This window comes from Rothia terrae, from assembly GCF_012396615.1.
GTDB lineage: Bacteria > Actinomycetota > Actinomycetes > Actinomycetales > Micrococcaceae > Rothia > Rothia terrae.
In genome coordinates this window covers 23,899-49,058 of record NZ_JAAXPV010000004.1, presented here as the reverse complement: position 1 = coordinate 49,058, position 25,160 = coordinate 23,899, and the positions used below count along the sequence as shown (strand labels likewise).

Sequence of the window (25,160 nt, the reverse complement as noted above, 5' to 3'; positions counted from 1 at the left end):
CTTACGCTCCAAAATCGAAGTCACGGATAAGTTCAAGAGTGTCAGGCATCTGCTCGTGCAGGGGTGCACCCCACTGTGATTCAAGCAGAGCCTCGAGTCCTGCACCGACGCGGTACAGGCGAGCGTCCTCATGTGCCGGCGCAGTGAACTGAATACCAACGGGCAGGCTGTCTTCATCTGCAAGACCAGCAGGCAGTGAGATCGACGGAACGCCAGCCAGGTTGGTGGGCACAGTTGCGATATCACCCTTGTACAGTGCCATGGGGTCGCCCTTTGACTCTGCACCCAGCTTGAAAGCCGTGGTGGGAGCGGTGGGTGATACCAGAACGTCAGCTACTTCAAATGCCTTTGCGTAGTCACGCTGGATGAGGGTACGGACCTTCTGAGCTGAGCCGTAGTACGCATCGTAGTAGCCTGCACTCAAAGCGTAGGTACCCAGAATGATGCGGCGCTTAGCTTCGTCACCAAAACCAGCAGCGCGGGTAGCACTCATGACGCGCTCGATGGTGATCGGGCCTTCTTCAGGAAGCACACGCAGACCAAAGCGAACACCGTCGTACTTGGCAAGGTTTGAAGAAACCTCAGAAGACATAATCAGGTAGTAGGCGCCGATAGCTTCTTTCACAGACGGCAGTGAAACCTCAACGATTTCAGCACCAGCATTCTTGAGAAGCTCCAGAGACTCGTTGAAACGGTTGAGCACGCCTTCTTGGAAACCTTCGCCTGAAAGCTCCTTGATAACGCCAACGCGCAGGCCCTTGAGACCGCCTTCTGCGGCGCCCTCGCGAGCAGCATCAACGAAGTTGCCTACCGGGCGGTTCTGTGAGGTGGAATCCAAAGGATCGTGACCTGCAACAGCCTCGTGCAACAGTGCGGTGTCCATGACGGTACGCGCACAGGGCCCCACCTGATCAAGCGAAGATGCCATAGCGATGACACCGTAGCGAGAAATTGAGCCGTAGGTAGGCTTCACGCCGACGCTACCGGTCACCGCAGCGGGCTGACGGATTGAGCCACCGGTGTCAGTACCCAACGCCAAAGGCGCCTGGTAACCAGCAACAGCTACAGCAGAGCCGCCGCCGGAGCCACCGGGAATACGATCAAGCGACCAGGGGTTGCGGGTAACGCCGAAAGCTGAGTGCTCGGTGGTTGAACCCATCGCGAATTCATCGAGGTTAGTCTTACCCAGAATCGGCATGCGAGCTTCGCGAACCTTCTGAGTGACGGTACCATCGTAAGGGCTCATCCAACCTTCGAGCATACGTGATGCTGCGGTGGTGGGCTGACCCTTGGTCACAATCAAGTCTTTAATAGCAATCGGAACACCGGCAAGAGCAGGAAGTTCCTTACCCGCTGCGCGATCCTCATCAACACCACGAGCTACTTCCAACGCCTCTTCAGCGTTCAGGTGCAAGAAAGCGTTCAGACCGCTTTTGCCCGCTGCACGGTTGTCAGCGTCAAGAGGCTGACCGTCGGTAGCAATAATGTGATCAATATGAGCCTGAGTAATCTCAACCGAGGTAAGCTCACCGGACTCCATCTTTGCAACTAGCTCAGCTGCGGAGAGTTTAATAATGTCAGTCATTTTATCCCTAGCCTTCATCCAGAATTGCAGGAACCTTGAACTTGCCGTCTTCTGCATCCGGAGCGCCGTCCAACGCTTCTTCAGCAGTCAAGGTGTTGCCAACGACGTCTTCGCGGAAAACATTCTGCAAAGGAAGCGGGTGGCTGGTTGCAGGAATATCGTCTGAGACGGCGTCCGATACCGATTTCACAGACTCAACAATGATCTCAAGCTCTGATGCCAAAGCTGTAAGTTCATCGTCTTTCATTTCAATGCGAGCCAGTTCCGCAAGGTGCGCAACTGTCTCACGTGTAATGGCAGACATAAATTCTCCGTACACTCGTTTGATTTTCTCTACCCAAGTTTAGCCGCCGCCGCTTGATTCTCCCACTCTGGACGTCAGCCACCGGCGCAAAGGTGAGTTTTTCAACTAATCCCCGCGCAGGACGCTTCCTAGCGGGCATATAAAAAGGTTCCCGTGCTCATAGAGCACGGGAACCTCAAAAGCTATATAAAGCTACTCTCAAAGATTAGAGAGCGGGCAGGATCAGAACCTGGCCAACCTCGATTACATCGGGGTTAGGGATGATGTCAGCGTTTGCTGCTGCCAGTGCTTCCCAGCCATTGTAGCCGTGTGCGTAAGCGATTTCTGACAGGGTGTCACCTGCAACTACGGTGTAGGTGTTAGCAACGGGTGCTACTGCTACGGGAGCAACAGGAGCAGCTGCAACAGGTGCTGCAGGAGCTTCAACAACAGGTGCTTCTTCAACTACGGGAGCTGCAGGAGCTTCAACAACAGGTGCTTCTTCAACTACGGGAGCTGCAGGAGCTTCAACAACGGGTGCTTCTTCAACTACGGGAGCAGCAGGAGCTTCCTGTACAGGAGCAACTGACTCTGCCTGTGCCTGAACGTTAGGTGCACCAGCTGCATCAGCAGCGGTCAAGCCCAGTGATGTTGAGCAAGCGGGCCATGCGCCCCAGCCCTGACCAGCCAATACGTTTTCAGCAACGCGAATCTGCTCAGCCTTTGAAGCAGTGGTAGGTGAACCGGTGCCACCGAATGCTGCCCAAGTTGAAGGGGTGAACTGCAGACCGCCTGAGAAGCCGTTACCGGTGCTGATGCCCCAGTTGCCACCGGACTCGCACTGTGCCAGTGCGTCCCAGGTCTGCTCTGATGCTGCGTTAGCGGGGGTCAGTGATGCTGCAACTGCTGCGCCACCGAATGCCAGTACGAGTGCTGAACGACGAATGTTGGAAGTAGTCTTCACAATGCTCCGTAGAAGGCCACCTTGCGCTCGTTCCATCCCTGGACGTCTTCACGCTGTCGTCTACCTTATAAAGTTTAGGTTTCATGTGTTTAGGTTCTGCCCTGTAGACGACATCAGGTGTGCGGCAAAACCCAGCATGCGTTCGAAGTTTTCCTGCTTCGAACTCTCCCTATCAAAAGGGAGCGGATTTCTCGTTGATAACGATACTGTAACGATTTTCGTTTTGCCAACCTCTTTTTGAGACAAAACCGTGAACCTTGTTCCACCTCACAGACTTTAAGGTTGTCTAAATTTCTGGTATTTTCCGCGCGATTACCATCACAGGTGTTTTCCTTAAAGCGCGGGAACACGCGTCACTCCGGGGTGTTTTTGTTATCAAATCGTGACCAAAAGATGTACGAGAAACACCCGGTTCCACCCGGCTGTCGATCGCGAAAAAAATTTTAAATATTTTTCGCAAGCACGCCTCAGGCGGTCAATTTTCCTCGATTTTTAAGGCAGGATGCGGTGTTGCGCATCACTACACACACCGCATCGCCCTTAATTATTCAGCATCTTATTCCCCGCCTATGGGGACAAATTACGTGACATTAACCCACGTAACTTCGCTTTTTATGACGCAGAGCCGGTCGAAAGTAACTGCTCAAACCCGGCTTCATCCAAGATTTTGACACCCAGCTGTTCGGCTTTTCCAAGCTTAGATCCAGCCGAGGCACCGGCTACCACGTAGTCCGTTTTCTTTGAGACTGAACCGGATGCTTTACCGCCTCGAACGATAATCGCTTCTTTGGCAGAATCACGTGTGAAGGTCTCGAGTGTACCGGTCACCACCACCGTCAGCCCCTCCAACGTACGTTCGATGGAGACGTCTCGCTCATCTTCCATGCGAACCCCGGCAGCTGCCCAGCGCTCTACAATCTCACGGTGCCACGGCACCGTAAACCACTCGGTAATAGAGTCAGCAATAATCTGCCCTACCCCGTCAACGGCTGCCAGTTGCTCTACGCTCGCCTCGCGAATTGCGTCCATAGAACCAAATTCGGTTGCCAAAGCGCGCGCGGCGGTAGGCCCCACGTGCCTGATAGAAAGTGCGACCAGGACGCGCCACAGCGGTTGCTGCTTAGCTTTTTCAAGCTGTTCGAAGAGCTTTTCAGTATTACGAGAAGGGGCGGACGGCTTTTTAGCCGTACCTCGCGTATAGAAGTAAGGAACACGCTCGGTCTTACCCGTAGCAACTCCCTTCTCTTTCTTCTCTCGCTCAATGCGAACGTCCGCCAGGTCCTCAGGCTTGAGATCAAAGAGGAAAGCCTCGCTCGTCAGAGGCGCGGTACCAGGCTCAGCAGGAGCCGTTAAAGCACGCGCTGCTTCTTCGCCCAGCGCCTCGATATCCAGTGCTCCACGCGAACCAATATGATAGATGCGCCCCATGAGCTGAGCTGGACACGATTTAGCGTTCAAGCATCGAATATCGATATCGCCTTCTTTAGCTGGAGCCAGCGGCTCACCGCACGAGGGACATTCCGTGGGCATCACGAATTCTCGCTCAGTGCCATCGCGCAAAGCCACCACAGGTCCAACGATTTCAGGAATCACATCGCCAGCTTTACGAAGCACGACGGTATCACCAATCAGAACACCCTTAGCCTTCACAACGTCCTGATTATGCAAGGTCGCCATCGACACCGTAGAACCAGCGACCTTCGTCGGTTGCATCATACCAAACGGCGTTACTCGGCCGGTGCGTCCAACGCTCACCAAAATATCGAGCAGCTTAGTGTTCACCTCTTCAGGCGGGTACTTGTACGCCGCCGCCCAACGCGGCACGCGAGAGGTATAACCCAGCTGACTCTGCGTCCTAAAATCATCGACTTTGATCACAATGCCGTCAATCTCGTGCACCAGATCGTGCCTGTGCTCACCAAAGTGAGCAATGAACTCAAAAATCTCTTCTGACGTATCGAGCAACTTCGTATACGGGCTCACCGGCAGACCCCAGGCTTCGAGCTGATCGTACACCTCAGACTGTGCCGCGAGGTCTAACCCCGGGTGAATACCAATACCGTGCACAAACATACTCAGAGGCCTAGACGCTGTCACCGCCGCATCCTTCTGACGCAACGAACCAGCGGCAGCGTTACGAGGGTTAGCAAAAGGAGCCTTGCCCTCTTCTACGATGCGTTCATTCAGCGCCTTAAAATCAGCGGATGAAATAAAGATTTCACCGCGCACCTCAAGCTCTTCAGGGTGGTTCTCCCCCGCCAACTGAGTGGGGATAGTTTTAATAGTCAGCACATTGTGGGTAACGTCCTCACCGGTATAGCCGTCACCGCGAGTAGCCGCACGCACCAGCTTTCCATTGCGGTAATAGAGGTTAATCGCCAAACCATCAATCTTGAGCTCGGTCAGCCACCGCGTCTTCTCACCCGCAATACGACGCGCGTTCTCACCGGTTTTCGCCAGCCAAGCTTCGAGCTCCTCAAGAGAGAAGATATCCTCGAGCGAGTACATCCGAGAAATATGTTGCACCGGCGCAAAAGCCGCAGAGGCCTCGCCACCTACCTCCTGAGTAGGCGAATCATTAGCCACCAGCTCAGGGTGCAGTGCCTCAAACTCTTCAAGTTCTTTAAACAGGGCGTCATACGCCGCATCCGAAATGGTCGGAGCATCGTTCACGTAGTACTCGGTACGAGCATTACGCACACGATCAGCCAAATCGTCGTAGCGTTCCTTGAGCTCCTCGCTGACGCTCGGTCCCTCAATTTTTTCTCGATCGGTAATGTTCTCGACGGTATCTGCGGGATCAATAGCCACGGTAACCTCTTTTCCTGTTCTTCTCTCACTATTGTGCCCTATGGACGCGGTGAGAATAGAAAAATGGCCGGGCATTGCGGCGTGCCCGGCCATTCACAAAACGTGTTCTTACTGCTCGTGAGACAGCTCGCGCTCCGAAACAATCTGGGGATCATCAGGGGTAGCGGTGTGAGTCACGGTGTACTCGTTGGCGTCTTCTACAATCTGGTGAGACTCGGTGGCTGTTAGAGCCTTCAGTTCAGCAGCACGTCGGTTAGCTTCTTCTTCGGTAATCGCATCGGCAACCACCACAGAGATGTTGTCGCGTCCACCGGCTCGCAAAGCAGCGGTCTGCAGAACATCTGCGGCGTCTTGCGGGTGCTCAACGGTGGCCAGCACGCGCGCCATGTAGTTGTGTGAGAGTTCCCCCGAAAGACCGTCGGAGCACATCATGAGTCGGTCGCCAGGCTTAGCCGGAATAACCCAGAAGTCGGGTTCCCAGTAATTGCCGGTTCCCAAAGCTCGAGTAATCACGTTACGACGCGGGTGGGTCAGGGCTTCGAGCGCGGTAATCTGGCCGGTGTCAACCAGGTACTGAACCTCGGAATGATCAACAGTAATCTGCTCTAGACCTACGCCCTCGAGTTCGCCGGAGAGCGAGAGAGAATCCGCTGTCTTTTCGAGGTCTTCACCGCGCACCAGGCGATAGGTGCGAGAGTCGCCCACGTTGAAGATAAACCACATATTCTGGTCACCGATGTAGGTGAGCCATGCGCCGGTCAAGGTGGTGCCTGCACGCTGGTTCAAGGTGGTCTTAATGGATTCGTCTGCCTCGCCAATAATCACGCGCAAACGCTCAAGTGTCTTCATGATCTGCTCGTTGAGCGCAGTGGTGTTCTTGCGTTTGCGTGAACGATACGAGGACGTGGTCTCACTCTTTTGAGCCTCACGCTCGGCCACCATATCGGCAAGTGCCTGCTCGTTCTCTTCTTCGGTCATACCACCGGGTTGCGTAAACAGGTGCGAATACGACAGGGTACGCACAGCAAGACGCGAAGCAACTTCGCCAGCCTCGTGCCCGCCCATACCGTCAGCAACCACAGCAAGGGTGCCCGCCACGGTCAAAGCGTCTTCATTATTATCGCGAAAGGCACCCTTATCCGTTGCAGTACCCGTAAAAATCGTCAGGTGTGAATGGGTGCTCATTCGAAATCTATCTCCAGTTCATTACCAATACCCGGGGTAATTGCCACGGGTGATACGTTGCCAAACCCGCGTACGTTGCGTACGCCTTGAGGAATCAGCACAAATTTTTCGTCGTTTTCAATGGTTTCAGCGGTGGTGTCGTCAGTGAGAACCACGCCCGGTTCAGCTAAGGCTACCAAACGCGAGGCAAGGTTGACGGTCGGACCGTACACATCACCCAGACGAGGTAGCACGCGTCCCCAGACAAAAGCCACACGAGCTTCAGGAAGGTCGGGGTTCTCACGAATCATCTTTGATAGCGCTAGAGAAATACGTGCGCCTGCCTCGGGTGATTCCGTCAAGAACATGATTTCATCGCCCACGGTCTTGATGATGCGTCCGCCGCCCACTGCAACAACCTCGGCGCACTTTTGCTCAAAGGACTTAATCAGCGAAGCCAACGTTTTCTCGTTCATCTGGCGAGAGAGCGAGGTGTATGAGACCAGATCAGCAAAACCGATACCGCGAGCTAGGGGCAGAGCATTCTGATCTGTGACACTGTTTTCTTTCTCGGCTCGCAACGCTAAACGAAGCACCGCAGCGTTGAGCTGACGCCTGTAACCGTAGACCGCAATTTCCTCAAGCTCATCAATGAACTCGGGCAAAATAGTAAGTAGTTCTTCTCGCGCTTCGGCATCGGTCTTGCCACCGTTGACCACCATGTCTTCAACAAGCGCTTCGACCTGCCACGCGACCATGCGGTCCATCATCTGCCCCACCGAACGGGTGATGGAGATGGCGCCGTCTTCTGTCACCACGCCTTCTCGCACCAAGCCCGTAATGCGACGCAGGGCATCGGCATCTAGTTCGGTGAAGTACTTATCGTCATCACTGACGTTGGGAAAACCCAGTGCTCGCCAAATTTTGCGAGCCGATAGCAACGAAACTCCCGCAGATTCAGCGGTCTCACGGCGGCGCAGAGTGCGATTTTGTCCGAGGAGAACGCGTTCTAACTCGCGGATGCCTGCTTTAGCGGCATCGCTGCGGTACACATTATTTTGCGCTCGGTTAGAAAGAAAGTTCAGCGCAGTGGTGGCCGGACCAGTGACGGGAAGGTTTACGGTACCTTCTTCTGCCTTTTCGTCCACTGTCATAACCTTTCATATGTCTTGTCTCGATGTATCGCTCAATAACGCTACGCCAATTTTAGCCGATGTGAGCCACAATACTTCACATAGAGTCTTAGTGCTGATAAGAGACGGACCGTGTTTGTTATTTGTCTTTTGACCTTAACAATGACCGACAGCCGTCTTATAAACTTTACGCCCTACTTAAAAACTTCTGCTGAGCAGACTGCGTCAAACGAGAAAATTTCTGGGGCACAGGAACACATTCCACACGATGAGTGGTACCTAACGCGTCAACCACAATATCACCGGCGCCTTTGAGTCGGTGCATCTGAACATTCATACCGCGGATGCGATCAAGCGGCAACGATGCCTGCATCTGACCCGCATCCATCAGAATCAGACGGTAATTGGTCAAGAAATACTGGCGGCGCAACCAGTGCACCCAGCGTTCAGCTGCCTTGTATAAAGCAACCGCCGCCGCAATAAAAACCACTGTGGCTAACACCAGCGAGGCCGGTTTAACAGTGCTAGCAAAACTAGCCAAAACAATAGCAAGCAAAACATAGAGCCCTGCCCCGGCAAGGGCTTTCGGATGCATTCGAGTAGCGGTTAGCACCCTTTCGTGTTCTACCAGCTCTGTTTTTAATTTCATAGCCTTATCACTGTAGTCAATATTGCTGGGTAATTGCTCAAAACCAGGACGCTAGGGCAACGCTATGCGCCGTATGATTCAGGGCGCATATGGACGATATCCCCGGCAGCAAAGCTCCACATCTTACCCCGAGCATCACGCACCTGCAGTTCCCCTTCACCATCGATATCGATTGCCCGCCCCTCAAGCACTGTGTTATCGGGTAAATGCACCTTAACGTCTTGACCTACGGTCGATAAGCGAGAACGCACTTTGTCCAAAAGGCATACTCCCGATGAGTCCGGTCTTTCAGCATCCCCGTACACACTCGCAAAAGCGCGGTAGTGACGTTCAAAATGCTCCGCCAGACTCCTCAGAACCGCGTCCAAATCGAGCTCTTTACCTAGAAGAACATAGGTAGAAGTGGCTGTCTCAACCGGCAATTCAGACTCGCTCATATTCACGTTCATGCCAATTCCCACAACCACCGATGCTCCCCCGCCGGGTTCAACGACCAGCTGGGCTAAAACACCGCAAATTTTCTTATGCCCCACCAGAACATCATTGGGCCATTTAATAGAGGCATCGAGAGAGAATCCGCGCAAAGTATCCACCGCTGCCACCGCAACCAGCATCGTAATCCACCGCAAAGACTCTAACGGAAGCACCTGCCCAGAGCCCGCGTGCGGACGCACCACAAAAGAGGTACACAAAGCACTATTACGCGGAGCTTGCCACTGACGATCCAAGCGTCCTCTCCCCTGACGCTGATCAGCTGTTGCAAGTACAGAAAGCTCGCCCCATGCATCCGCGGAAGATGAGCTCAGCTCAGCCACAGCATCAGCATTTGTAGAACCCGTATGATCCACAATGATCACCCGAGAGAACCCTGCCCCCATGTCAAGAGAAGACGACAAGTCATTTCGCTGCATAAACTCCACCTCGCCAAACCGTCTGTATATTTACAGCAAGACTAGCACCGTGCACCTCGCGCCAACTGCACGGATTACTCAGATGAACACCCCTGCATGCGGTACATTGAATACCAAAAGCACGTACGTGCCACAAACACTTCAGACTCACCAGGAGCAACAACTCATGAGCGTTTTCGCCGTCACCTATGTTTATGCAGATGCAGACACCCAGGCACTCTACCGCCCTGAACACCGCAAATACCTTGCAAGCAAGCTCGAAGAAAATAGCCTCATCGCGTCGGGCCCCTTCACCTCAGGAGAGACCCCCGGTGCACTGTTGATTTTCTCCGCAGAATCAGAAAACGAAATTGAAGAAATCATTGCCAAAGACCCCATGAATATCGGCGGCGCAGTGCTGAGCTACACCATTCGCGAATGGAACCCTGTTCTCGGCTCAATCGGAGCCTAGTCTCCACATAAAACACACCGGCGGTTATAAATAACGGCCGGTTTTATAATGTATAACGCCTATTCACATCGGTAAATTGCTCAAATGTGCACCGTATTTAGGGTGCTGAGCAATAAACTTATGTGACGCTACGCAAAAACTGCTTGGGACATTTGATGCACACCGGGCACCACAAAACTTGCTAGGAAGTACAACATGTCTGAAGAAACCACGCCTTCACCAGAATTCGACCTCACCACCACCGCCGGTAAAATCGCTGAATTTTACGCGCGTCGTGAGCAGTCACTCTTACCTGTCGGCGAAGCGCCCGTGGAACGCCAGCATTCTCGCGGCAAGAACACCGCCCGCGAGCGCATCGAGATGCTCTTAGACGAGGGTTCTTTCGTAGAGTTTGATGCTCTGACGCGTCACCGTACCACGGCATTCGGTATGGACAAAAAGCGTCCGCTGGGTGACGGCTTGGTTTCTGGCTACGGCACCATTGATGGACGCCTAGTTGCTATTTACTCGCAGGATTTCACGGTCTACGGTGGCTCGCTGTCTCAGGTGAATGGTGAAAAAATTGTCAAGGTTCAAAAGTTCGCCTTGCGCAACGGTTGCCCTGTCATCGGCATTAACGACGGTGGCGGCGCTCGTATTCAGGAGGGTGTGGCGTCCTTGGCAATGTTCGCGGATATCTTCCGTATGAATGTGCGCGCATCGGGTGTTGTACCTCAGATTTCAGTGATTATGGGCCCCTGTGCCGGTGGCGCCGCGTATTCTCCCGCCTTGACTGACTACGTGATCATGGTTGATAAGACCTCTCACATGTTTATTACCGGCCCGGACGTCATCAAGACCGTGACCGGCGAAGAAGTAGATATGGAAACCCTGGGTGGTGCGCGTTCGCACAACTCCGTCACCGGTACTTCTGCTTACCTTGCTGAAGATGAAGAGGACGCGTTCGATTTCGTGCGCGAACTTGTAGAGTTCTTGCCTTCTAATAACCTGACAGAGAACCTGCCGCTGGAGCACAATCAAGAGCCCACCATCAACGATGATGATCTTGATTTAGATACTCTGATTCCTGACTCAGCGAATCAGCCTTACGATATGCGCGCCGTGATCGAAACAATCGTCGATGATGGGCATTTCTTAGAATTGCAGGAACTCTACGCGCCGAACGTGATGATTGGTTATGCGCGCGTGGAAGGCCGCGCCGTCGGTATTGTTGCCAACCAGCCCATGCAGCTGGCGGGCACCCTCGACATCAATGCCTCAGAAAAAGCGGCTCGTTTTGTGCGTAACTGCGATGCTTTCAATATTCCGATTCTGACTCTCGTTGATGTTCCCGGCTTCTTACCCGGCACTGACCAGGAGTTCAACGGCATTATTCGACGCGGCGCTAAGTTACTGTACGCTTATGCTGAAGCGACTGTTCCGCTGATTACCATCATTACCCGCAAGGCCTACGGCGGCGCTTACATTGTGATGGGATCGAAGAAGCTGGGTGCCGATATTAACCTTGCATGGCCCACCGCTCAGATTGGTGTGATGGGCGCCCAGGGTGCTGTCAATATTCTTTACCGACGCGAGCTTGCGGCAGCGGCTGAGGCAGGCGAAGACGTAGAGGCAAAGCGCGCTGAGCTCATTCAAAAGTACGAAGAAGAATTGCTGAACCCTTACCAGGCAGCAGAGCTGGGTTACATTGACGAGGTCATCGCTCCTAACGAAACCCGCGTCCGCATTATTAGCGCCCTGCACGCTCTGCGCGATAAGCGCGCTGCAACACCCGCGAAAAAGCACGGCAACATTCCGCTGTAAGGATTAGATGATGGATACTTCTAAACGTAGAGGGTTCAGTTTCGGCTCTCGTAGCTCGGCGCCTGAGCCTACACCCGAACCTGCTGTTAGCGAAGCGTCGCAACCTGCGGAGCAAGCGCCTTATCTTAAGGTTCCCAAAGGTAATCCCACCGATGAGGAGCTGGCTGCGCTTGTGGTAGCCGTAGCGCTCACCGAAGCTAATGCCGAGAAGACCGACGCCGGTGCTTTCTCTGCTATGCAACGCACTTTGTTGCGCCGTCAGCGCCTCGGGGCAGGCCTGCGCCCCGGTGCCGGTTCGTGGAGGCGCGCGCGTCCGCAGTAATAGCCTGGCCTGTCTTTTTCGTAAATTATTGCCCGCTAGAAGCGAAAATAATGCAGGGTGTGTGCTTTTTAGGTCATAAGCTATGCCTATGACAACAAATTCACACATTCCTGAGGTCTACCGTGCCGAGCGCGCGCAGACCCAAATCGACACCATCGCCAATAACCACTACGAGCGAATGCTTGAACTCTCCCCTGAAACTGCAACGATTGCAGGTCGTAAGGGCCGCGAAACCGAGTACGATGACTATTCACCGGCGGGTATCTCTCTCACTATTCAGGCTATTAAAGACACCCTGGATGCTTTAGAGAACGCGACTGTTCAGGACGAGGTTGATGAGGTTACCCTCGATGCGATGCGCGAGCGCCTGGGACTTTCGCTCGAGTTGCACGAGGCCGGGCTGGATGCCTGGGAGATTAATAACCTCGCAAGCCCCGTGCAGGGAATTCGCTCTATCTTTGATTTGATGGGCCGAGAAACCGCTGAAGACTGGAAGAATCTTTCCGGACGCATGGGTAATGTGCCCGATGCAATCAACGGCTACATTGAAACCCTGGAGGCTTACCGCGCCAAGGGCAGCGTTGCCGCTAAGCGCCAGGTAGAAACAGCCATCGAACAGACCAGCGCTTACATTGCTGACGATGGTTTCTTTGCCCAGCTCACCGAGGAGATCATCAAAAACGCTCCTGAGCTCGAAGAAGAAGCACGCATCAACGGCAAACGCGCCATCATTGGGTACTCCGAACTCAATACTTATCTCTCAGAAGCTTTGCTTCCGCAAGCTCCTGCCGAGGACGCCGTGGGTAGAGAACGCTACTCACTGTATTCTCGCCAGTTCCTGGGATCAGCTGTTGACCTTGATGAGACATACGCGTGGGGTGTTGAAGAGCTCGACCGCATTATTGCCGAGCAGAAGAAGGTAGCCCAAGAGATTAAGCCCGGGGCAACCATCGAAGAAGCTAAAGAGATTCTTGATAACGACCCCGAACGCACTCTGCACGGCACCGATGCCCTGCGCGAGTGGATGCAGTCGCTCTCCGATGCGGCGCTGAACTTCCTCGCGGATGACTACTTTGAAATCGGTGGTCCCATGCGCGAGCTCGAATGCATGATTGCGCCAACCCAAGAAGGCGGAATCTACTACACTCCCCCGGCAACTGACTGGTCGCGTCCTGGCCGTATGTGGTGGTCGGTCCCCCCGGGAGAGGAAACTTTCGGTACCTGGCGTGAAACATCCACCGTTTATCACGAAGGAACTCCCGGTCATCACCTGCAAGAAGCAGTAGCTACCGCTATGGCTGACACCATGAACCAGTGGCGCGCTAATGGCGTGTGGGTGTCCGGCCACGGCGAAGGCTGGGCACTGTACGCTGAGCGACTGATGGAAGAGCTGGGTTATCTTAGCGATCCCGGTGACCGCATGGGTATGCTCGATGCCCAGCGTCTGCGCGCCGCTCGCGTAGTCTTTGATATCGGTGTTCACTGCGGTCTTGAGATTCCTGAACGATGGGCGAAAGAACTCGGGGTTGAGGGTGGCACCTGGACCGCTGAAACCGGTAAAAAGTTCTTGGACATCAACCTTGATCTCACCGACGGTCAGCGCGACTTTGAGTATGTGCGCTACCTGGGCTGGCCCGGTCAGGCGCCCAGCTACAAGGTCGGCCAGCGCATCTGGGAACAGCTCCGTGAAGATGCGCGAGCCGCCGGAGTCTCCGATAAGGACTTCCACACCCGCGCGCTCATGTTGGGCTCTGTCGGTCTCGACACGCTCAAGCGCGCACTGAGCGCATAAAGCGACGATTCAGCTATCAGGGGTCGGGTAGACATAATTTTCTTCGGTCAATGACGAGAAAATCTTCTCCCGGCCCCTTTGCCGTTTTAGAAGTACATTAGAGCAAAGAACATCTACTAAAGAAGGAGAACCAGAGTGTTGCGATTAGGTGTTATTGGCTCCGGAATGATTAGCGAGCAGTTTATCCGTGCCTCGCACGGAGTATTTAAGGTCATTGCGGTCGCAAGCCGGCGCGAAGAATCTGCCCGTCAGCTACTCAATAACACCGGTATGACAGACGCTCGCTGGGTTGCGTCCATGGAAGAGCTCGTCACCGAGCCATTGGATCTTATCTACATTGCTTCACCGAACTCTTTGCACGCTCAACACGCCTTGACCGCTATCAAAGCAGGAATCAACGTCATTGTTGAAAAACCAGCGTTCTGGAACCCCGCCCAGTGGGAGGACGTTTTCTCTGCCGCAGATGAGCACGGTGTGCTGGTTTTTGAAGCTGCCCGTAACGTGTATGAACCAGGTTTTGCCGCAGTTGCCCAAGCAGTCCAGGAGCGCGAGGTGACCTCCGCGTCCTTCACTTTTGCTCAGTATTCCTCGCGGTGGGACGCAGTACTCACCGGCGATGTACCCAACATTTTCTCCCTCGACTTTGGCGGCGGCGCACTGGTCGATCTAGGCGTATACACCGTCTATGCTGCGGTTGCCTGGTTTGGTGAACCCACAGGCGTCACCTATATGCCTTCCCTTGCTCCGACGGGCGTCGATGCACACGGTACGCTCGTGCTTTCTTACCCCGGATTCGACGTCAGCATTAGAATCGCCAAAGACTTCGCGTCCTCCCTGCCGAGCGAAATTTATTGTGGACGCGGGCGCCTGATCTTCGACGGCGTGCAGGATATTCGTGCAGTACATTCCGTTCAGGGGGAAGAAACCTCGCGGGTATTTGAAGTAGGTACAACTGATCCGCAGCCCCTATATCAGCTGATGCGCTATGAGGTAGAAGCCATTTCTTCGCTTATCTCATCGCACCTTGCCGGCGGTCTGAGCAACGGCCAGCGTGCATCCTACCTTCGTCTGACTGAACTATCACGCGTGGTCAATAAAGTCTGCACGAAAGCACGTCATGACGCGGGTATTTTCTTTACAGGAGAGAGTGAGACAGCGGAGATTTTATAACTTTCTTTACTTAACTTGAGCCCAACTACAAGCAAACTTATGTAATGACTGGCGTTTATGCAGGTGGAAGCATTGCACACCCACCTAAATATGTCATAATAATCCTCTGCTTCTCTTGACAAATTGAGATTTTTCTTAACCAAAGGGGGAAGTTAGAGTCCATCCCCCACGTTACTGGTAGTTGTACTAGAAACACCCCACTATTTTTCACAGCTATCCGTTCACCACAAGGAGCGCACATGCGTCCGAGCAAGAAGACAGATATATTAGAGGCTGCACTGCGCGTCATCGAGAAAGAAGGCATCACCGCGGTGTCTTTCAACTCTGTAGCAGCAGAAGCTGGCATGACCAAAGCGGGAGTGCTATACCACTTCCCTTCCCGAGAAGCCATGCTCATGGCTCTGCACCGCTACGACACCCTGCAGTGGAAAGAACGCCTCGAAAAGACAGCAGGTGGCAAAGCTGAAGAACTTTCACTTGCCAAGCGCCTGGAATCTTACATTCGCGTCAACTCAGATAGTGCCACCTACACCGACCTTGTTCTCTTATTAGAGACGATTACCGATGAGCAGGCCGCCAATATCTGGGTGGAGGTACTCGACGACTGGACTCCGCCGCAGCCCCCGGCTGAGCTCAACGAAACCGAACTCAACCAGATTATTGCTCAGCTAGCAGCTGATGGTTTGTGGCAGTACGAAGCCACCACCCGCTATACCCTGAGCGAGCGCGCTAAAGAACAGATCATCGAACGCCTGACTCGCATGGCGGCGAGCTAACTTCTAACCCGCAGTCCTCCTTGACGATAGGAGGGCTGCGGTTTTCGTTTTAGACTGAAAACTATGAGTATCGAAAACACTTCTAATTCACCGCGCCTGATTTTGGCATCTAGTTCACCGGCCCGCCGCAAACTGCTCACCGATGCAGGTATCGAGTTCACGGTGCTTGTTTCTGACGTTGATGAGGACGCGGTATTGGCGCAAGCGCAACAAGAAGCATACGACAAGGGGCTGGGTGAGATCAGCCCCGCACAGACCGCTCAGTTGCTGGCAAAAGCTAAAGCGCAGAACGTGGCTCAGATGGATCAAGCACAGGGTGCTTTAGTGCTGGGGTGTGATTCTGTTTTTGAGTTTGAGGGCCAGGCCTTTGGAAAACCACACACCGCTGAAAACGCTCTGACTCGCATCAGCGCGATGAGCGGACATGCGGGCGTCCTGCACACCGGGCATTGGCTGGTAGATACCCGCCACGCACCTGCAGGAGAATCCTCTGAACTTCGTAGCGCAACCGTGCATTTTAGCGAGATGAGCGAAGACGAAATTTCAGCGTATGTAGCCACCGGTGAGCCGCTGTGGGTAGCGGGTTCATTTACTATTGACGGTTTTGGTGCAGCCTTCATTGACAAAATCGAGGGCGAATTTCACACCGTAGTGGGGCTTTCCGTTAACGCGCTGAAGTCTCTTTTGAAAGTCCACGGCGTTTCGATGCCTGAGATTTGGAAAAAATCATAAATAATTTCAAAATAGACACAGGCGGTTTGATAAACTGCTTGCTTGCGAGCCCACACTCTTTATTTTTATCCTGCGCCACGTCTTCTTCGCGCGCATTAGCTAGGAGCATTTAGTTGACACACACTGTTCTAAATCAGTTCACCGCGGTTGAAGGCAAACATACCGGCCCTGTTTCAAAGGTACTCATCGCCAACCGCGGTGAGATTGCTGTTCGTGTGATCCGCGCAGCGCAGGATGAAGGCATCAAAACTGTTGCTGTCTATGCTGATTCTGACCGCGACGCCCTGCACGTCAAGCTCGCTGATGAAGCATTTGCGCTAGGTGGCACCACTGCCGCGCAATCCTACCTAGTGGTTGAAAAGCTCCTTGAAGTTGCCGAACGTTCCGGTGCCGATTCTGTGCATCCTGGCTACGGTTTTCTCTCTGAGAACGCTGATTTCGCGCAGCGTGTGATTGATGCGGGTCTGACCTGGATTGGCCCTTCACCTGACTCCATTACCCGTTTAGGCGATAAGGTAGTAGCTCGCCACATTGCGCAAAAGGTGGGCGCTCCCCTGGTCCCCGGTACTAAGGACCCCGTGGAATCAGCGCAGGAAGTCATCGATTTCGCCGATGCGCACGGCCTGCCCGTTGCTATCAAGGCTGCTTTTGGCGGTGGCGGACGCGGCATCAAGGTTGCGCGCAAACGTGAAGATATCACCGAGATGTACGAGTCAGCTGTTCGCGAGGCAGTTGCCGCCTTTGGCCGCGGTGAATGCTTCATCGAACGCTTCCTGGATTCACCGCGCCACGTAGAAACCCAGTGTCTTGCGGATGCTCACGGCAACGTCGTGGTGGTCTCCACCCGTGACTGCTCGCTACAGCGTCGCAATCAGAAACTAGTGGAGGAAGCCCCTGCGCCGTTCCTAACCGATGAGCAGAACGAACGCCTGTACGAATCTTCTAAGGCAATCTTGCGCGAAGCTGGCTACCAGGGTGCAGGCACCTGTGAGTTTTTGGTAGGCACCGACGGCACGATCTCATTCTTGGAAGTCAACACTCGCCTTCAGGTAGAGCACCCCGTCTCAGAAGAAATTTCAGGTATTGACCTGGTGCGTGAACAGTTCCGCGTAGCCCGCGGTGAAGAGCTAGGCTACGACGATCCTGCGCTTCGCGGTCACTCCTTTGAATTCCGCATCAACGGTGAGGACCCCGGCCGCACCTTTATGCCCACTCCAGGCACCATCGAAAAGCTCGTCATACCCACCGGCGGTGGCGTGCGCTGGGATTCCGGCGTTGAATCGGGAGACGTCATCGGCGGTAACTTTGACTCCATGCTCGCAAAACTCATCGTCACCGGTTCCAGCCGCGAACAGGCAATCGAGCGCTCGCGTCGTGCTCTGAAAGAGCTGGTCATCGACGGCATGCCCACCGTGGTTCCTTTCCACCGCGCTGTACTCGATGATCCCGCTTTCAACGCTGAAACCGCCGAAAATTTTGCGGTTCACACCCGATGGATTGAAACCGAATTCAACAACACTATTCCCGCTTACGACGGAGCCCCCGGTAGCGCAGAAGACCAAGAAGACACCCGTCAGCGCGTCGTCGTTGAAGTAGGCGGCAAGCGTCTAGAAGTTGTCATGCCCGCACTCGGTGGCGCTGGCGTTGCATCGGCCAAGCCGGCAGCATCCAAGCAGCGCAAGCAGCGTTCCTCGAAGTCAACCAAGGCATCGGGCAACGACCTCACCTCCCCCATGCAGGGCACCATTGTGAAGGTCGCTGTCAAGGACGGAGCGAAGGTAGCTGAAGGCGACCTCATCGTCGTCCTTGAAGCGATGAAGATGGAACAGCCCATTACCGCACACAAGGCAGGTAAGGTGACAGGCCTCAAGGCAAAACCCGGCGAAACAGTGACCGCCGGTGCTGTCATCGCCACCATCAAATAAGTAGCACTGCAAAACGCGTAGCAACGTAGCCGCACAAGCCATCGATTTGGCTTGTGCGGCTTTATTTTTTGATGCAGATTGCCTGAAGCTGTCACGCAACTTCACACCTTTTCAAAATATAAGACGGAACTTCATATATTGGTCACCGTCTTTTAGGGTAAAACCACAGCCCCTACGAAAGACACACACGAAGGTTCAACTATGAGCTCAGTAGCCGCGCCAGAGGCGCCACCCGTACCGCGCTCACGCGTCATCCTCGCATCCCTCATGGGTACCACCATCGAGTTCTACGACTTCTACATCTACGCCACCGCGGCAGTAGCAGTCTTTCCTGCCCTCTTCTTCACCGGCGGTAACGACACCGCCAAACTCCTGGCTTCGATGGCAACCTTTGGTGCAGCATTTATTGCCCGCCCCATTGGATCTATCGTCTTTGGCCACTTCGGTGACCGCATTGGACGCAAGGCAACCCTCGTTGGCGCACTACTGACAATGGGCTTGGCGACCTTCCTCATCGGCCTTCTGCCCACCTACCACCAAGTCGGCATCTGGGCACCGGCAATGCTCACCATTTTGCGCTTTACCCAAGGTTTGGGCCTGGGCGGCGAATGGTCTGGCGCAGCGCTACTGGCTACCGAATACGCCCAAGAAGGCAAGCGTGCTCGCGCCGCCATGTGGCCTCAACTCGGTGCACCGTTCGGGTTCATCCTCGCTAACGGATTCATGCTTCTACTCACCATTTTCATGGGCTTCAACTCCGCAAAGAACGCGGGAGAGCTCAACCATTCCTTCTTGGTCTGGGGTTGGCGTGTACCCTTCCTGTTCTCCATCCTCATGGTTCTGGTCGGTCTGTACGTCCGCTTTAAGCTCGAGGAAACTCCCGTCTTCAAGCAGGCAGCTGAACGCAACGAAAAAGTAAAGACTCCCCTGGCAGAAGCATTCAAGGTTGCGTGGTGGCCCATGATTCAAGGCACCTTCATCATGCTGGCAACCTACGTGCTGTTCTACCTCATGACCGCCTGGATCCTTTCGTTTGGCATCGGCAAGGTCGAATCAGGTGGCCTGGCGATTCCCTACCGCACCTTCCTCGTCATCCAGCTGATTACCATCCTCCTTTTCGCAGCGATGGTGCCCGTCTCTGGCTGGTTAGCTGACAAGTTTGGACGCCGCTCCTCCCAGCTGGTCATTACCGCAGGCATCCTGGTCTTTGGCCTCTCATTCGGTATCTTGATGAATCCCGCAAATGTGGGCACTGGCGCGGATGCGAATATCCTGCGCATCATCGTCTTTATGGCGATCGGTATGGCGCTGATGGGCCTGACCTTCGGCTCAATGTCAGCGTACTTACCGGAGCTGTTCCCCACCAACGTGCGCTACACAGCATCGGGTATTTCGTACAACGTCGCATCCATTTTGGGTGCGGCACTCACCCCGTACGCAGCTGTCTGGCTCAATAGCCACGGCGGCGTGGGTGCGGTTGGTTTTTACCTTGCAGGCGCAGCAGTTCTCACCATCATTTTTATGGCTATCACTCACGAAACCCGTGACGTTGATTTGAATACGATGGCACGCAAGTAGCTATCCTCGTCGCCTTGCCGGGCAAAAATTACTCCCAAAGTGCGTTTGTACTGACACTAGCTTCAGTACTTTCGCACTTTGGGAGTAACTTTTTATTCTCGGTGTCGAAGAGCCCGCTTTACAGCATCTGGTGCAGTTGACGTGCCGCCTCTGAAATTGAACCGCTCAACGAGGGGTAGACGGTAAAAGCCTCGGCAATATCATCAACGTGAAGCTTCTTATCCACTGCCAGGGAAATCGGGAAGATCAGCTCTGATGCGCGCGGTCCCACCACCACACCACCAATAACAGTGCCCGAGTGCTTACGCGAAATAATCTTCACGAACCCCTCGTTGACAGCCATCATCTTGGCGCGCGGGTTAGTGGTCAGTGACAGCTTGAAGATATCGGCCTGGTATTTGCCCTCTTCAACTTCTTTTTCGCTGACGCCTACGGTAGCGATTTCGGGAGCAGTGAAGATGTTTGCTGCTACCTGGTGAGTGCGGAGCGGCTTGACCGCATCGCCCACCATGTGCGCCACAGCGATGCGTCCCTGCATAGCAGCAACTGATGCCAGTGGCAGGACGCCGGTGCAGTCACCTGCCGCGTAAATATTAGAAACGGATGTGCGAGAGACGCGATCCACCAAAATATGACCGGACTCGGTGGTTTCGATGCCGGTATTTTCAAGGCCGATGCCTTCGGTGTTGGGAATCGAGCCCACAGCGATGAGTACATGGGACCCGGCAACCTTACGGCCGTCGGCAAGAGTAACAATGACGCCGTCGCCGGCTTCATTGTATTCCGCTGCCTCTGCACGCGAGCGCGGCATCACGGTGACGCCGCGTCGTTCGAAGACGTTTTCAAGCAGGGTTGCAGCGTCTTCGTCTTCGCCGGGGAGCACGCGGTCGCGCGATGAAATCAGGGTAACCTTGGTGCCCAGTCCGTTGTATGCCGAGGCGAATTCTGCGCCGGTGACGCCTGAGCCCACCACGATCAGGTGCTCGGGAAGATCTTCGAGGTGGTAGAGCTGAGTCCAGTTAAGGATGCGTTTGCCGTCGGGTTTTGCGGTCTCAAGTTCGCGCGGGTGAGTACCAACTGCCAGCATGATGTAGTCAGCTTGGATGTCGTAGCTCAGACCGTTAATGTCGTCGACAGTGACGGTGTTGCGGTCTTTGACGCGGCCGGTACCGTCGATAATTTTGACGCCCTGTTTTTCCATTGCGCGCTTAATGTCGTTGGATTGCTGCTGTGCGAGGTTGAGCAAACGGGTGTTGACCTTGTGCAGGTTGGTGCGCAGAGCGTATTTGTCGTCGCCGTCGACGATTTCGATACCGAGTTCGTCGATTGCTGAGAACCTGGTCATCAGGTCGGCCGATGCGATGAGGGTCTTGGAGGGAACAACGTCGGTAAGGACTGCTGAACCGCCCATGCCTTTGCGTTCGATGATGGTGACATCTGCGCCGAGGTGTGCCGCTACAAGAGCTGCTTCGTAGCCACCGGGACCGCCGCCGAGAATGGCTATTTTGTACTGAGATTTATCGTTATTGAGTACCACACTACTTATTGTGAGACAAATGATAGTTTCACTCAAACCCAAACACATGCCCGGCGCGGTTTTTCATAAGCGGGGACAGCGATGGTTCGAGCAAACGGTGGGTGCGCCCTGATTTTGGTAAATTTGATGCATGACTACTTCTGCAGATTCTTTAGCGCTGGCAACGAATGATCCGGCGCATCCTGCTCTCGCTCTCGCGGCGGAGGCAGCTCAGTATATTGCTGAGAAAACCGGTGTTGAAAAGCACGATATCGCACTGACATTGGGGTCAGGCTGGGGCGAGGCTGCGCAGCTCATTGGCGAGAGAACCCATGTGTTGGATGCGTCCGAGGTTCCGGGTTTTCATAAGGCAGCGGTGGCTGGGCACCCGGGTACGCTGAGCTCTATTGAAACCCCAGATGGTAAGCGCGCTCTCGTGATTGGCGCGCGCACTCACTACTATGAAGGACGCGGTGTTGAGGCTGTGGTGCACGGGGTACGCACCGCGGCGGCAGCTGGCGCATCGACCATGATTTTGACTAACGGCTGTGGCGGCTTGAACCCGAATTTCAGCGAGGGTATGCCGGTTCTGATTTCAGATCATCTCAACGGTACTTTCACCTCTCCTTTAGTCGGTGCGCACTTTGTTGATATGACCGATTTGTATTCACCGCGCATCCGCAAGATTGCTCAATCGATTGACAGCTCTTTGCAAGAGGGCGTGTATTTGCAGTTGCCCGGCCCTCATTATGAGACCCCGGCAGAGATTAAGATGGCGCGCACTTGGGGTGCTGATCTGGTGGGTATGTCCACTGCGCTTGAGGCGATTGCGGCTCGTGCTGCCGGCCTTGAGGTCTTTGGTATCTCGCTGGTAACCAACATGGCGGCGGGTATTCAAGAAACTCCGCTTAGCCACCAAGAGGTTATTGAAGCAGGTAAGAATGCTGGCCCGCGTATCTCTCGTTTGCTGGCAGATATTATCGGGCAACTCTAAGCCTTCTACTGGTGGGGTGTTCGCTAAGGCGAGGCACCTTATCGGTGAACGTCATTCACCCAAAATATCCATTGAATTTTCGAGAAAAGATTCATGATGAGTAAAGATATTGAACAGCTTCTTGAGCAGGCACGGCAGTGGATTGAGATTGATCCGGATGTTGCCACTCGCCGGGAACTTGAAGAGCTAGTGCAGGTGGTACAAGCAGATCCCGCGTCAACGGCCGCAGATGATCTTGCAGATAGGTTCTCCGGTACCTTGCAGTTCGGTACAGCAGGGTTGCGTGCTGCCCTCGGTGCCGGTCCTATGCGCATGAACCAGGTAGTGGTCTCTCGCGCCGCAGCGGGTTTGGCGCTGTACGCGTCCCACCGCGCGGAGCAGGAGAATTGGGATAAGAAGACCGCTGTTGTCGGTTTTGATGCCCGCTACAATTCCGATGTTTTTGCGCGTCTTACCGCAGAAATCTTCACAGCGGCAGGCATTGAGACAACCCTGATGCCTTCTCCTCTGCCCACCCCGGTTCTGGCATGGGCGACCAAAGAATTTAACGCTGAAATTGGTGTTATGGTCACGGCGTCGCACAATCCCGCGAACGATAACGGTTACAAGGTGTATCTCGGCGGTAATGCTGTGCCTAAGGGCGAGCGCGGTTCTCAAATTGTTCCGCCCTACGATGCGCAGATTGCAGCGGCTATCGTTCAGGCAACTGAGTCAGGCACAATTGACCGAGCTGAAAGGGGTTGGAAAACTTTCCCGGCAACGATTGCCAGCGATTATGCAGAACGTGTGAGCGCACTTGTGCCAGCAACAGAACGCGATTTAAAGATTGTCTACACCCCGGTGCACGGCGTGGGTGCAGAAACTGCGGTAGATGTGCTGGCTCGTGCTGGTTTCACCGATGTTCACGTCGTGAAAGAGCAAGCTCAGCCCGCCCCAGATTTTCCCACCGCAGCTTTTCCGAATCCTGAGGAGCCCGGCGTCCTCGATCTTGCAATAGATCTGGCTCAATCTATCGATGCCGACCTCGTGATTGCTAACGACCCCGACGCTGACCGCGCAGCTTTCGCAATCAAAGACGGTGCACACTGGCGGATGCTACGCGGTGATGAAGCCGGTGCAATCTTTGGCGCTATTATGCTGAACAAGATTGATGATACAGCGAGCACTGTCTTTGCGAACTCTATTGTGTCTTCGCGTCTGCTCGGCGCCATCGCCCGTTCAAACGGCATCAAACATGTTGAAACACTGACCGGTTTCAAGTGGATTTCCCGCGTTGAGAACCTCACCTACGGTTACGAAGAAGCTTTGGGTTATTGCGTTGATCCTGCCAATGTACAAGATAAGGACGGCATTTCAGCGGCACTCATCATGGCAGAGTTTGCTCAAGAGGTGAAAGCTCGCGGTGGCGCGCTCACCGACGTCCTTGAGGACCTCGCTAGCGAATACGGTTTGTACGCTACCGACCAGCTGTCGGTTCGCGTTGACGATCTCTCACGCATCAAAACTATGATGTCTACGTTGCGGGCGAAAGCACCGGAATCACTTGGGGGCTCCCCCGTGGTGGACGCGCGCGATTTAGCACAGGGATCAGCCGACCTGCCGCCCACCGACGGTCTGCTCTACCTCACGCAAGATAACACCCGCGTTATCGTGCGCCCCTCAGGTACCGAACCCAAGCTTAAGTGCTACATCGAGGTCATCCGCTCCACCGAGAACGGACTCGATGAGGCACGACAAGAAGCAACGCAGCTTCTTGCAACCATCAAAAATGATCTGTCCGAAGCACTCGGACTCAATTCCAAGGAGGAACCAGTGACCGAACTGTCATCACAGCAGCTGGCAGGAATGATTGATCACACTATCTTGACGCCGAACGCGTCAGAAGCCGATGTATTGCGTCTGTGTGCAGAAGCTCGCGAACACGGTTTCGCATCCGTATGCGTCAACCCGGTATGGGCACCAGTTGTCGCCAAGGCACTGGAAGGTTCGAAGTCGCTTCCTTGCGTCGTAGTTGGCTTCCCCTTCGGTGCATCGGCCAGCGACGTTAAAGCATTCGAAGCCAAGACCGCTGTTGAGGCAGGCGCACGCGAAGTTGATATGGTCATCAACATTGCCGATGCGATTGCTGAAAACCGCGACGCACTTGTGGCTGACATTCGCGCAGTAGCAGAAGCAACCCATGCAGGCGGTGCAGGTTTGAAGGTTATCATCGAAACCTCTTACCTCAGCGATGCACAAAAGGTTCTCGCCTGCGAAGCAGCCGTTGAAGCCGGCGCTGACTTCGTCAAGACCTCCACTGGCTACTCCTCAGCAGGTGCAACCGTTGAAGACATCGCCCTCATGCGCAAGACCGTAGGCCCCAACGTAGGTGTGAAAGCATCCGGTGGTATTCGCGACCGCGCTACCGCACTTGCCATGATTGAGGCAGGCGCAAGCCGCATCGGCGCGTCCAAGGGCATTGAAATCATCGGTGCAGCGCAGGCAACCGCAGGCGATAACTACTAAAAAGAACCTTCGCTCACGTTCCAAGGCTTATTCAGAAGGATCCAGCTACTCTTCTGAATAAGCCTTTTTGGCGTGCTGTCGAGACCCGTACTAAGG

Annotated in this window: 20 protein-coding genes; 11 read left to right on the top strand and 9 right to left on the bottom strand. The window is 54.3% G+C overall.

The genetic code is table 11. The features are described 5' to 3' along the window. Nucleotide 1 precedes the first annotated feature (1 nt). The 8 genes from gatA to HF984_RS03305 form a co-directional block, all read right to left on the bottom strand. Entirely contained in the window at nt 2–1,585 is a 1,584-nt protein-coding gene (gene gatA, locus HF984_RS03340) for an Asp-tRNA(Asn)/Glu-tRNA(Gln) amidotransferase subunit GatA (RefSeq protein ID WP_168614268.1), read from the bottom strand. Between the two features lie 7 nt (nt 1,586–1,592). Beyond that, the gene (gatC, locus tag HF984_RS03335; protein ID WP_168614267.1) at nt 1,593–1,889 is read right to left on the bottom strand and encodes an Asp-tRNA(Asn)/Glu-tRNA(Gln) amidotransferase subunit GatC; all 297 of its coding nucleotides are present in this window, start codon (nt 1,887–1,889) and stop codon (nt 1,593–1,595) included. Between the two features lie 205 nt (nt 1,890–2,094). Then, entirely contained in the window at nt 2,095–2,832 is a 738-nt protein-coding gene (locus HF984_RS03330; RefSeq protein ID WP_343947435.1) for a transglycosylase family protein, read from the bottom strand. A 612-nt stretch (nt 2,833–3,444) separates the two neighbouring features. Next, nucleotides 3,445–5,718 (bottom strand): NAD-dependent DNA ligase LigA, encoded by a 2,274-nt coding sequence (gene ligA / locus HF984_RS03325; protein WP_168614348.1) that lies wholly within the window; start codon nt 5,716–5,718, stop codon nt 3,445–3,447. Nucleotides 5,719–5,751: 33 nt separating this feature from the next. Continuing rightward, nucleotides 5,752–6,828 carry a PP2C family protein-serine/threonine phosphatase gene (locus HF984_RS03320; RefSeq protein ID WP_168614265.1) on the bottom strand — a complete coding sequence of 359 codons (1,077 nt, stop codon included), beginning with the start codon at nt 6,826–6,828 and terminating at the stop codon, nt 5,752–5,754. Continuing rightward, the gene (locus HF984_RS03315; RefSeq protein WP_168614264.1) at nt 6,825–7,961 is read right to left on the bottom strand and encodes an adenylate/guanylate cyclase domain-containing protein; all 1,137 of its coding nucleotides are present in this window, start codon (nt 7,959–7,961) and stop codon (nt 6,825–6,827) included. The genes HF984_RS03320 and HF984_RS03315 overlap by 4 nt, the downstream gene beginning before the upstream one ends. Before the next feature lie 166 nt (nt 7,962–8,127). Continuing rightward, a complete protein-coding gene (locus HF984_RS03310) occupies nt 8,128–8,589 on the bottom strand; it encodes a YdbT family protein (protein WP_168614263.1) in 462 nt (153 codons plus the stop codon). Between the two features lie 62 nt (nt 8,590–8,651). Then, on the bottom strand, nt 8,652–9,500 hold the full coding sequence (locus tag HF984_RS03305) for a biotin--[acetyl-CoA-carboxylase] ligase (RefSeq protein WP_168614262.1): 849 nt from the start codon (nt 9,498–9,500) through the stop codon (nt 8,652–8,654). 127 nt (nt 9,501–9,627) lie between these two features. On the opposite strand from HF984_RS03305, the gene HF984_RS03300 reads away from it, so the two are divergent. The 9 genes from HF984_RS03300 to HF984_RS03260 all read left to right on the top strand — a co-directional run bounded on the left by HF984_RS03300 (nt 9,628) and on the right by HF984_RS03260 (nt 20,049). After that, on the top strand, nt 9,628–9,951 hold the full coding sequence (locus tag HF984_RS03300; protein ID WP_311242378.1) for a YciI family protein: 324 nt from the start codon (nt 9,628–9,630) through the stop codon (nt 9,949–9,951). 195 nt (nt 9,952–10,146) lie between these two features. Next, entirely contained in the window at nt 10,147–11,754 is a 1,608-nt protein-coding gene (locus HF984_RS03295; protein WP_168614261.1) for an acyl-CoA carboxylase subunit beta, read from the top strand. Nucleotides 11,755–11,764: 10 nt separating this feature from the next. Further along, nucleotides 11,765–12,076 carry an acyl-CoA carboxylase epsilon subunit gene (locus HF984_RS03290; protein WP_168614260.1) on the top strand — a complete coding sequence of 104 codons (312 nt, stop codon included), beginning with the start codon at nt 11,765–11,767 and terminating at the stop codon, nt 12,074–12,076. A gap of 88 nt (nt 12,077–12,164) precedes the next feature. Further along, complete coding sequence (locus HF984_RS03285) at nt 12,165–13,868, top strand: DUF885 domain-containing protein (RefSeq protein WP_168614259.1); 1,704 nt, start codon at nt 12,165–12,167, stop codon at nt 13,866–13,868. Between the two features lie 135 nt (nt 13,869–14,003). Next, the gene (locus HF984_RS03280; RefSeq protein WP_168614258.1) at nt 14,004–15,038 is read left to right on the top strand and encodes a Gfo/Idh/MocA family oxidoreductase; all 1,035 of its coding nucleotides are present in this window, start codon (nt 14,004–14,006) and stop codon (nt 15,036–15,038) included. A 239-nt stretch (nt 15,039–15,277) separates the two neighbouring features. Further along, entirely contained in the window at nt 15,278–15,814 is a 537-nt protein-coding gene (locus HF984_RS03275) for a TetR/AcrR family transcriptional regulator (protein WP_168614257.1), read from the top strand. A 63-nt stretch (nt 15,815–15,877) separates the two neighbouring features. Then, complete coding sequence (locus tag HF984_RS03270) at nt 15,878–16,546, top strand: Maf family protein (RefSeq protein ID WP_168614256.1); 669 nt, start codon at nt 15,878–15,880, stop codon at nt 16,544–16,546. 113 nt (nt 16,547–16,659) lie between these two features. Then, nucleotides 16,660–18,471 (top strand): acetyl/propionyl/methylcrotonyl-CoA carboxylase subunit alpha, encoded by a 1,812-nt coding sequence (locus tag HF984_RS03265; RefSeq protein WP_168614255.1) that lies wholly within the window; start codon nt 16,660–16,662, stop codon nt 18,469–18,471. Nucleotides 18,472–18,672: 201 nt separating this feature from the next. After that, the gene (locus HF984_RS03260; RefSeq protein WP_168614254.1) at nt 18,673–20,049 is read left to right on the top strand and encodes an MFS transporter; all 1,377 of its coding nucleotides are present in this window, start codon (nt 18,673–18,675) and stop codon (nt 20,047–20,049) included. A gap of 118 nt (nt 20,050–20,167) precedes the next feature. Here HF984_RS03260 and HF984_RS03255 read toward each other — a convergent pair whose 3' ends face one another. Beyond that, on the bottom strand, nt 20,168–21,586 hold the full coding sequence (locus HF984_RS03255; protein WP_375546067.1) for an NAD(P)H-quinone dehydrogenase: 1,419 nt from the start codon (nt 21,584–21,586) through the stop codon (nt 20,168–20,170). 130 nt (nt 21,587–21,716) lie between these two features. Here HF984_RS03255 and HF984_RS03250 point away from each other — a divergent pair, with 130 nt between their 5' ends. Both HF984_RS03250 and deoC read left to right on the top strand, forming a co-directional pair. Further along, the gene (locus HF984_RS03250; protein WP_168614252.1) at nt 21,717–22,559 is read left to right on the top strand and encodes a purine-nucleoside phosphorylase; all 843 of its coding nucleotides are present in this window, start codon (nt 21,717–21,719) and stop codon (nt 22,557–22,559) included. Between the two features lie 96 nt (nt 22,560–22,655). Further along, nucleotides 22,656–25,064: a deoxyribose-phosphate aldolase gene (gene deoC / locus HF984_RS03245; protein ID WP_345719100.1), complete on the top strand. Its 2,409-nt coding sequence runs from the start codon at nt 22,656–22,658 to the stop codon at nt 25,062–25,064. Nucleotides 25,065–25,160 lie beyond the last annotated feature (96 nt).

Coding starts and splice junctions, on each gene's coding strand:
- gatA (WP_168614268.1), bottom strand. CDS start 1,585: ATGACTGACATTATTAAACTCTCCGCAGCTGAGCTAGTTGCAAAGATG.
- gatC (WP_168614267.1), bottom strand. CDS start 1,889: ATGTCTGCCATTACACGTGAGACAGTTGCGCACCTTGCGGAACTGGCT.
- ligA (WP_168614348.1), bottom strand. CDS start 5,718: ATGCCCGGCCATTTTTCTATTCTCACCGCGTCCATAGGGCACAATAGT.
- HF984_RS03320 (WP_168614265.1), bottom strand. CDS start 6,828: ATGAGCACCCATTCACACCTGACGATTTTTACGGGTACTGCAACGGAT.
- HF984_RS03315 (WP_168614264.1), bottom strand. CDS start 7,961: ATGACAGTGGACGAAAAGGCAGAAGAAGGTACCGTAAACCTTCCCGTC.
- HF984_RS03310 (WP_168614263.1), bottom strand. CDS start 8,589: ATGAAATTAAAAACAGAGCTGGTAGAACACGAAAGGGTGCTAACCGCT.
- HF984_RS03305 (WP_168614262.1), bottom strand. CDS start 9,500: ATGCAGCGAAATGACTTGTCGTCTTCTCTTGACATGGGGGCAGGGTTC.
- HF984_RS03295 (WP_168614261.1), top strand. CDS start 10,147: ATGTCTGAAGAAACCACGCCTTCACCAGAATTCGACCTCACCACCACC.
- HF984_RS03290 (WP_168614260.1), top strand. CDS start 11,765: ATGGATACTTCTAAACGTAGAGGGTTCAGTTTCGGCTCTCGTAGCTCG.
- HF984_RS03285 (WP_168614259.1), top strand. CDS start 12,165: ATGACAACAAATTCACACATTCCTGAGGTCTACCGTGCCGAGCGCGCG.
- HF984_RS03275 (WP_168614257.1), top strand. CDS start 15,278: ATGCGTCCGAGCAAGAAGACAGATATATTAGAGGCTGCACTGCGCGTC.
- HF984_RS03270 (WP_168614256.1), top strand. CDS start 15,878: ATGAGTATCGAAAACACTTCTAATTCACCGCGCCTGATTTTGGCATCT.
- HF984_RS03260 (WP_168614254.1), top strand. CDS start 18,673: ATGAGCTCAGTAGCCGCGCCAGAGGCGCCACCCGTACCGCGCTCACGC.
- HF984_RS03250 (WP_168614252.1), top strand. CDS start 21,717: ATGACTACTTCTGCAGATTCTTTAGCGCTGGCAACGAATGATCCGGCG.
- deoC (WP_345719100.1), top strand. CDS start 22,656: ATGAGTAAAGATATTGAACAGCTTCTTGAGCAGGCACGGCAGTGGATT.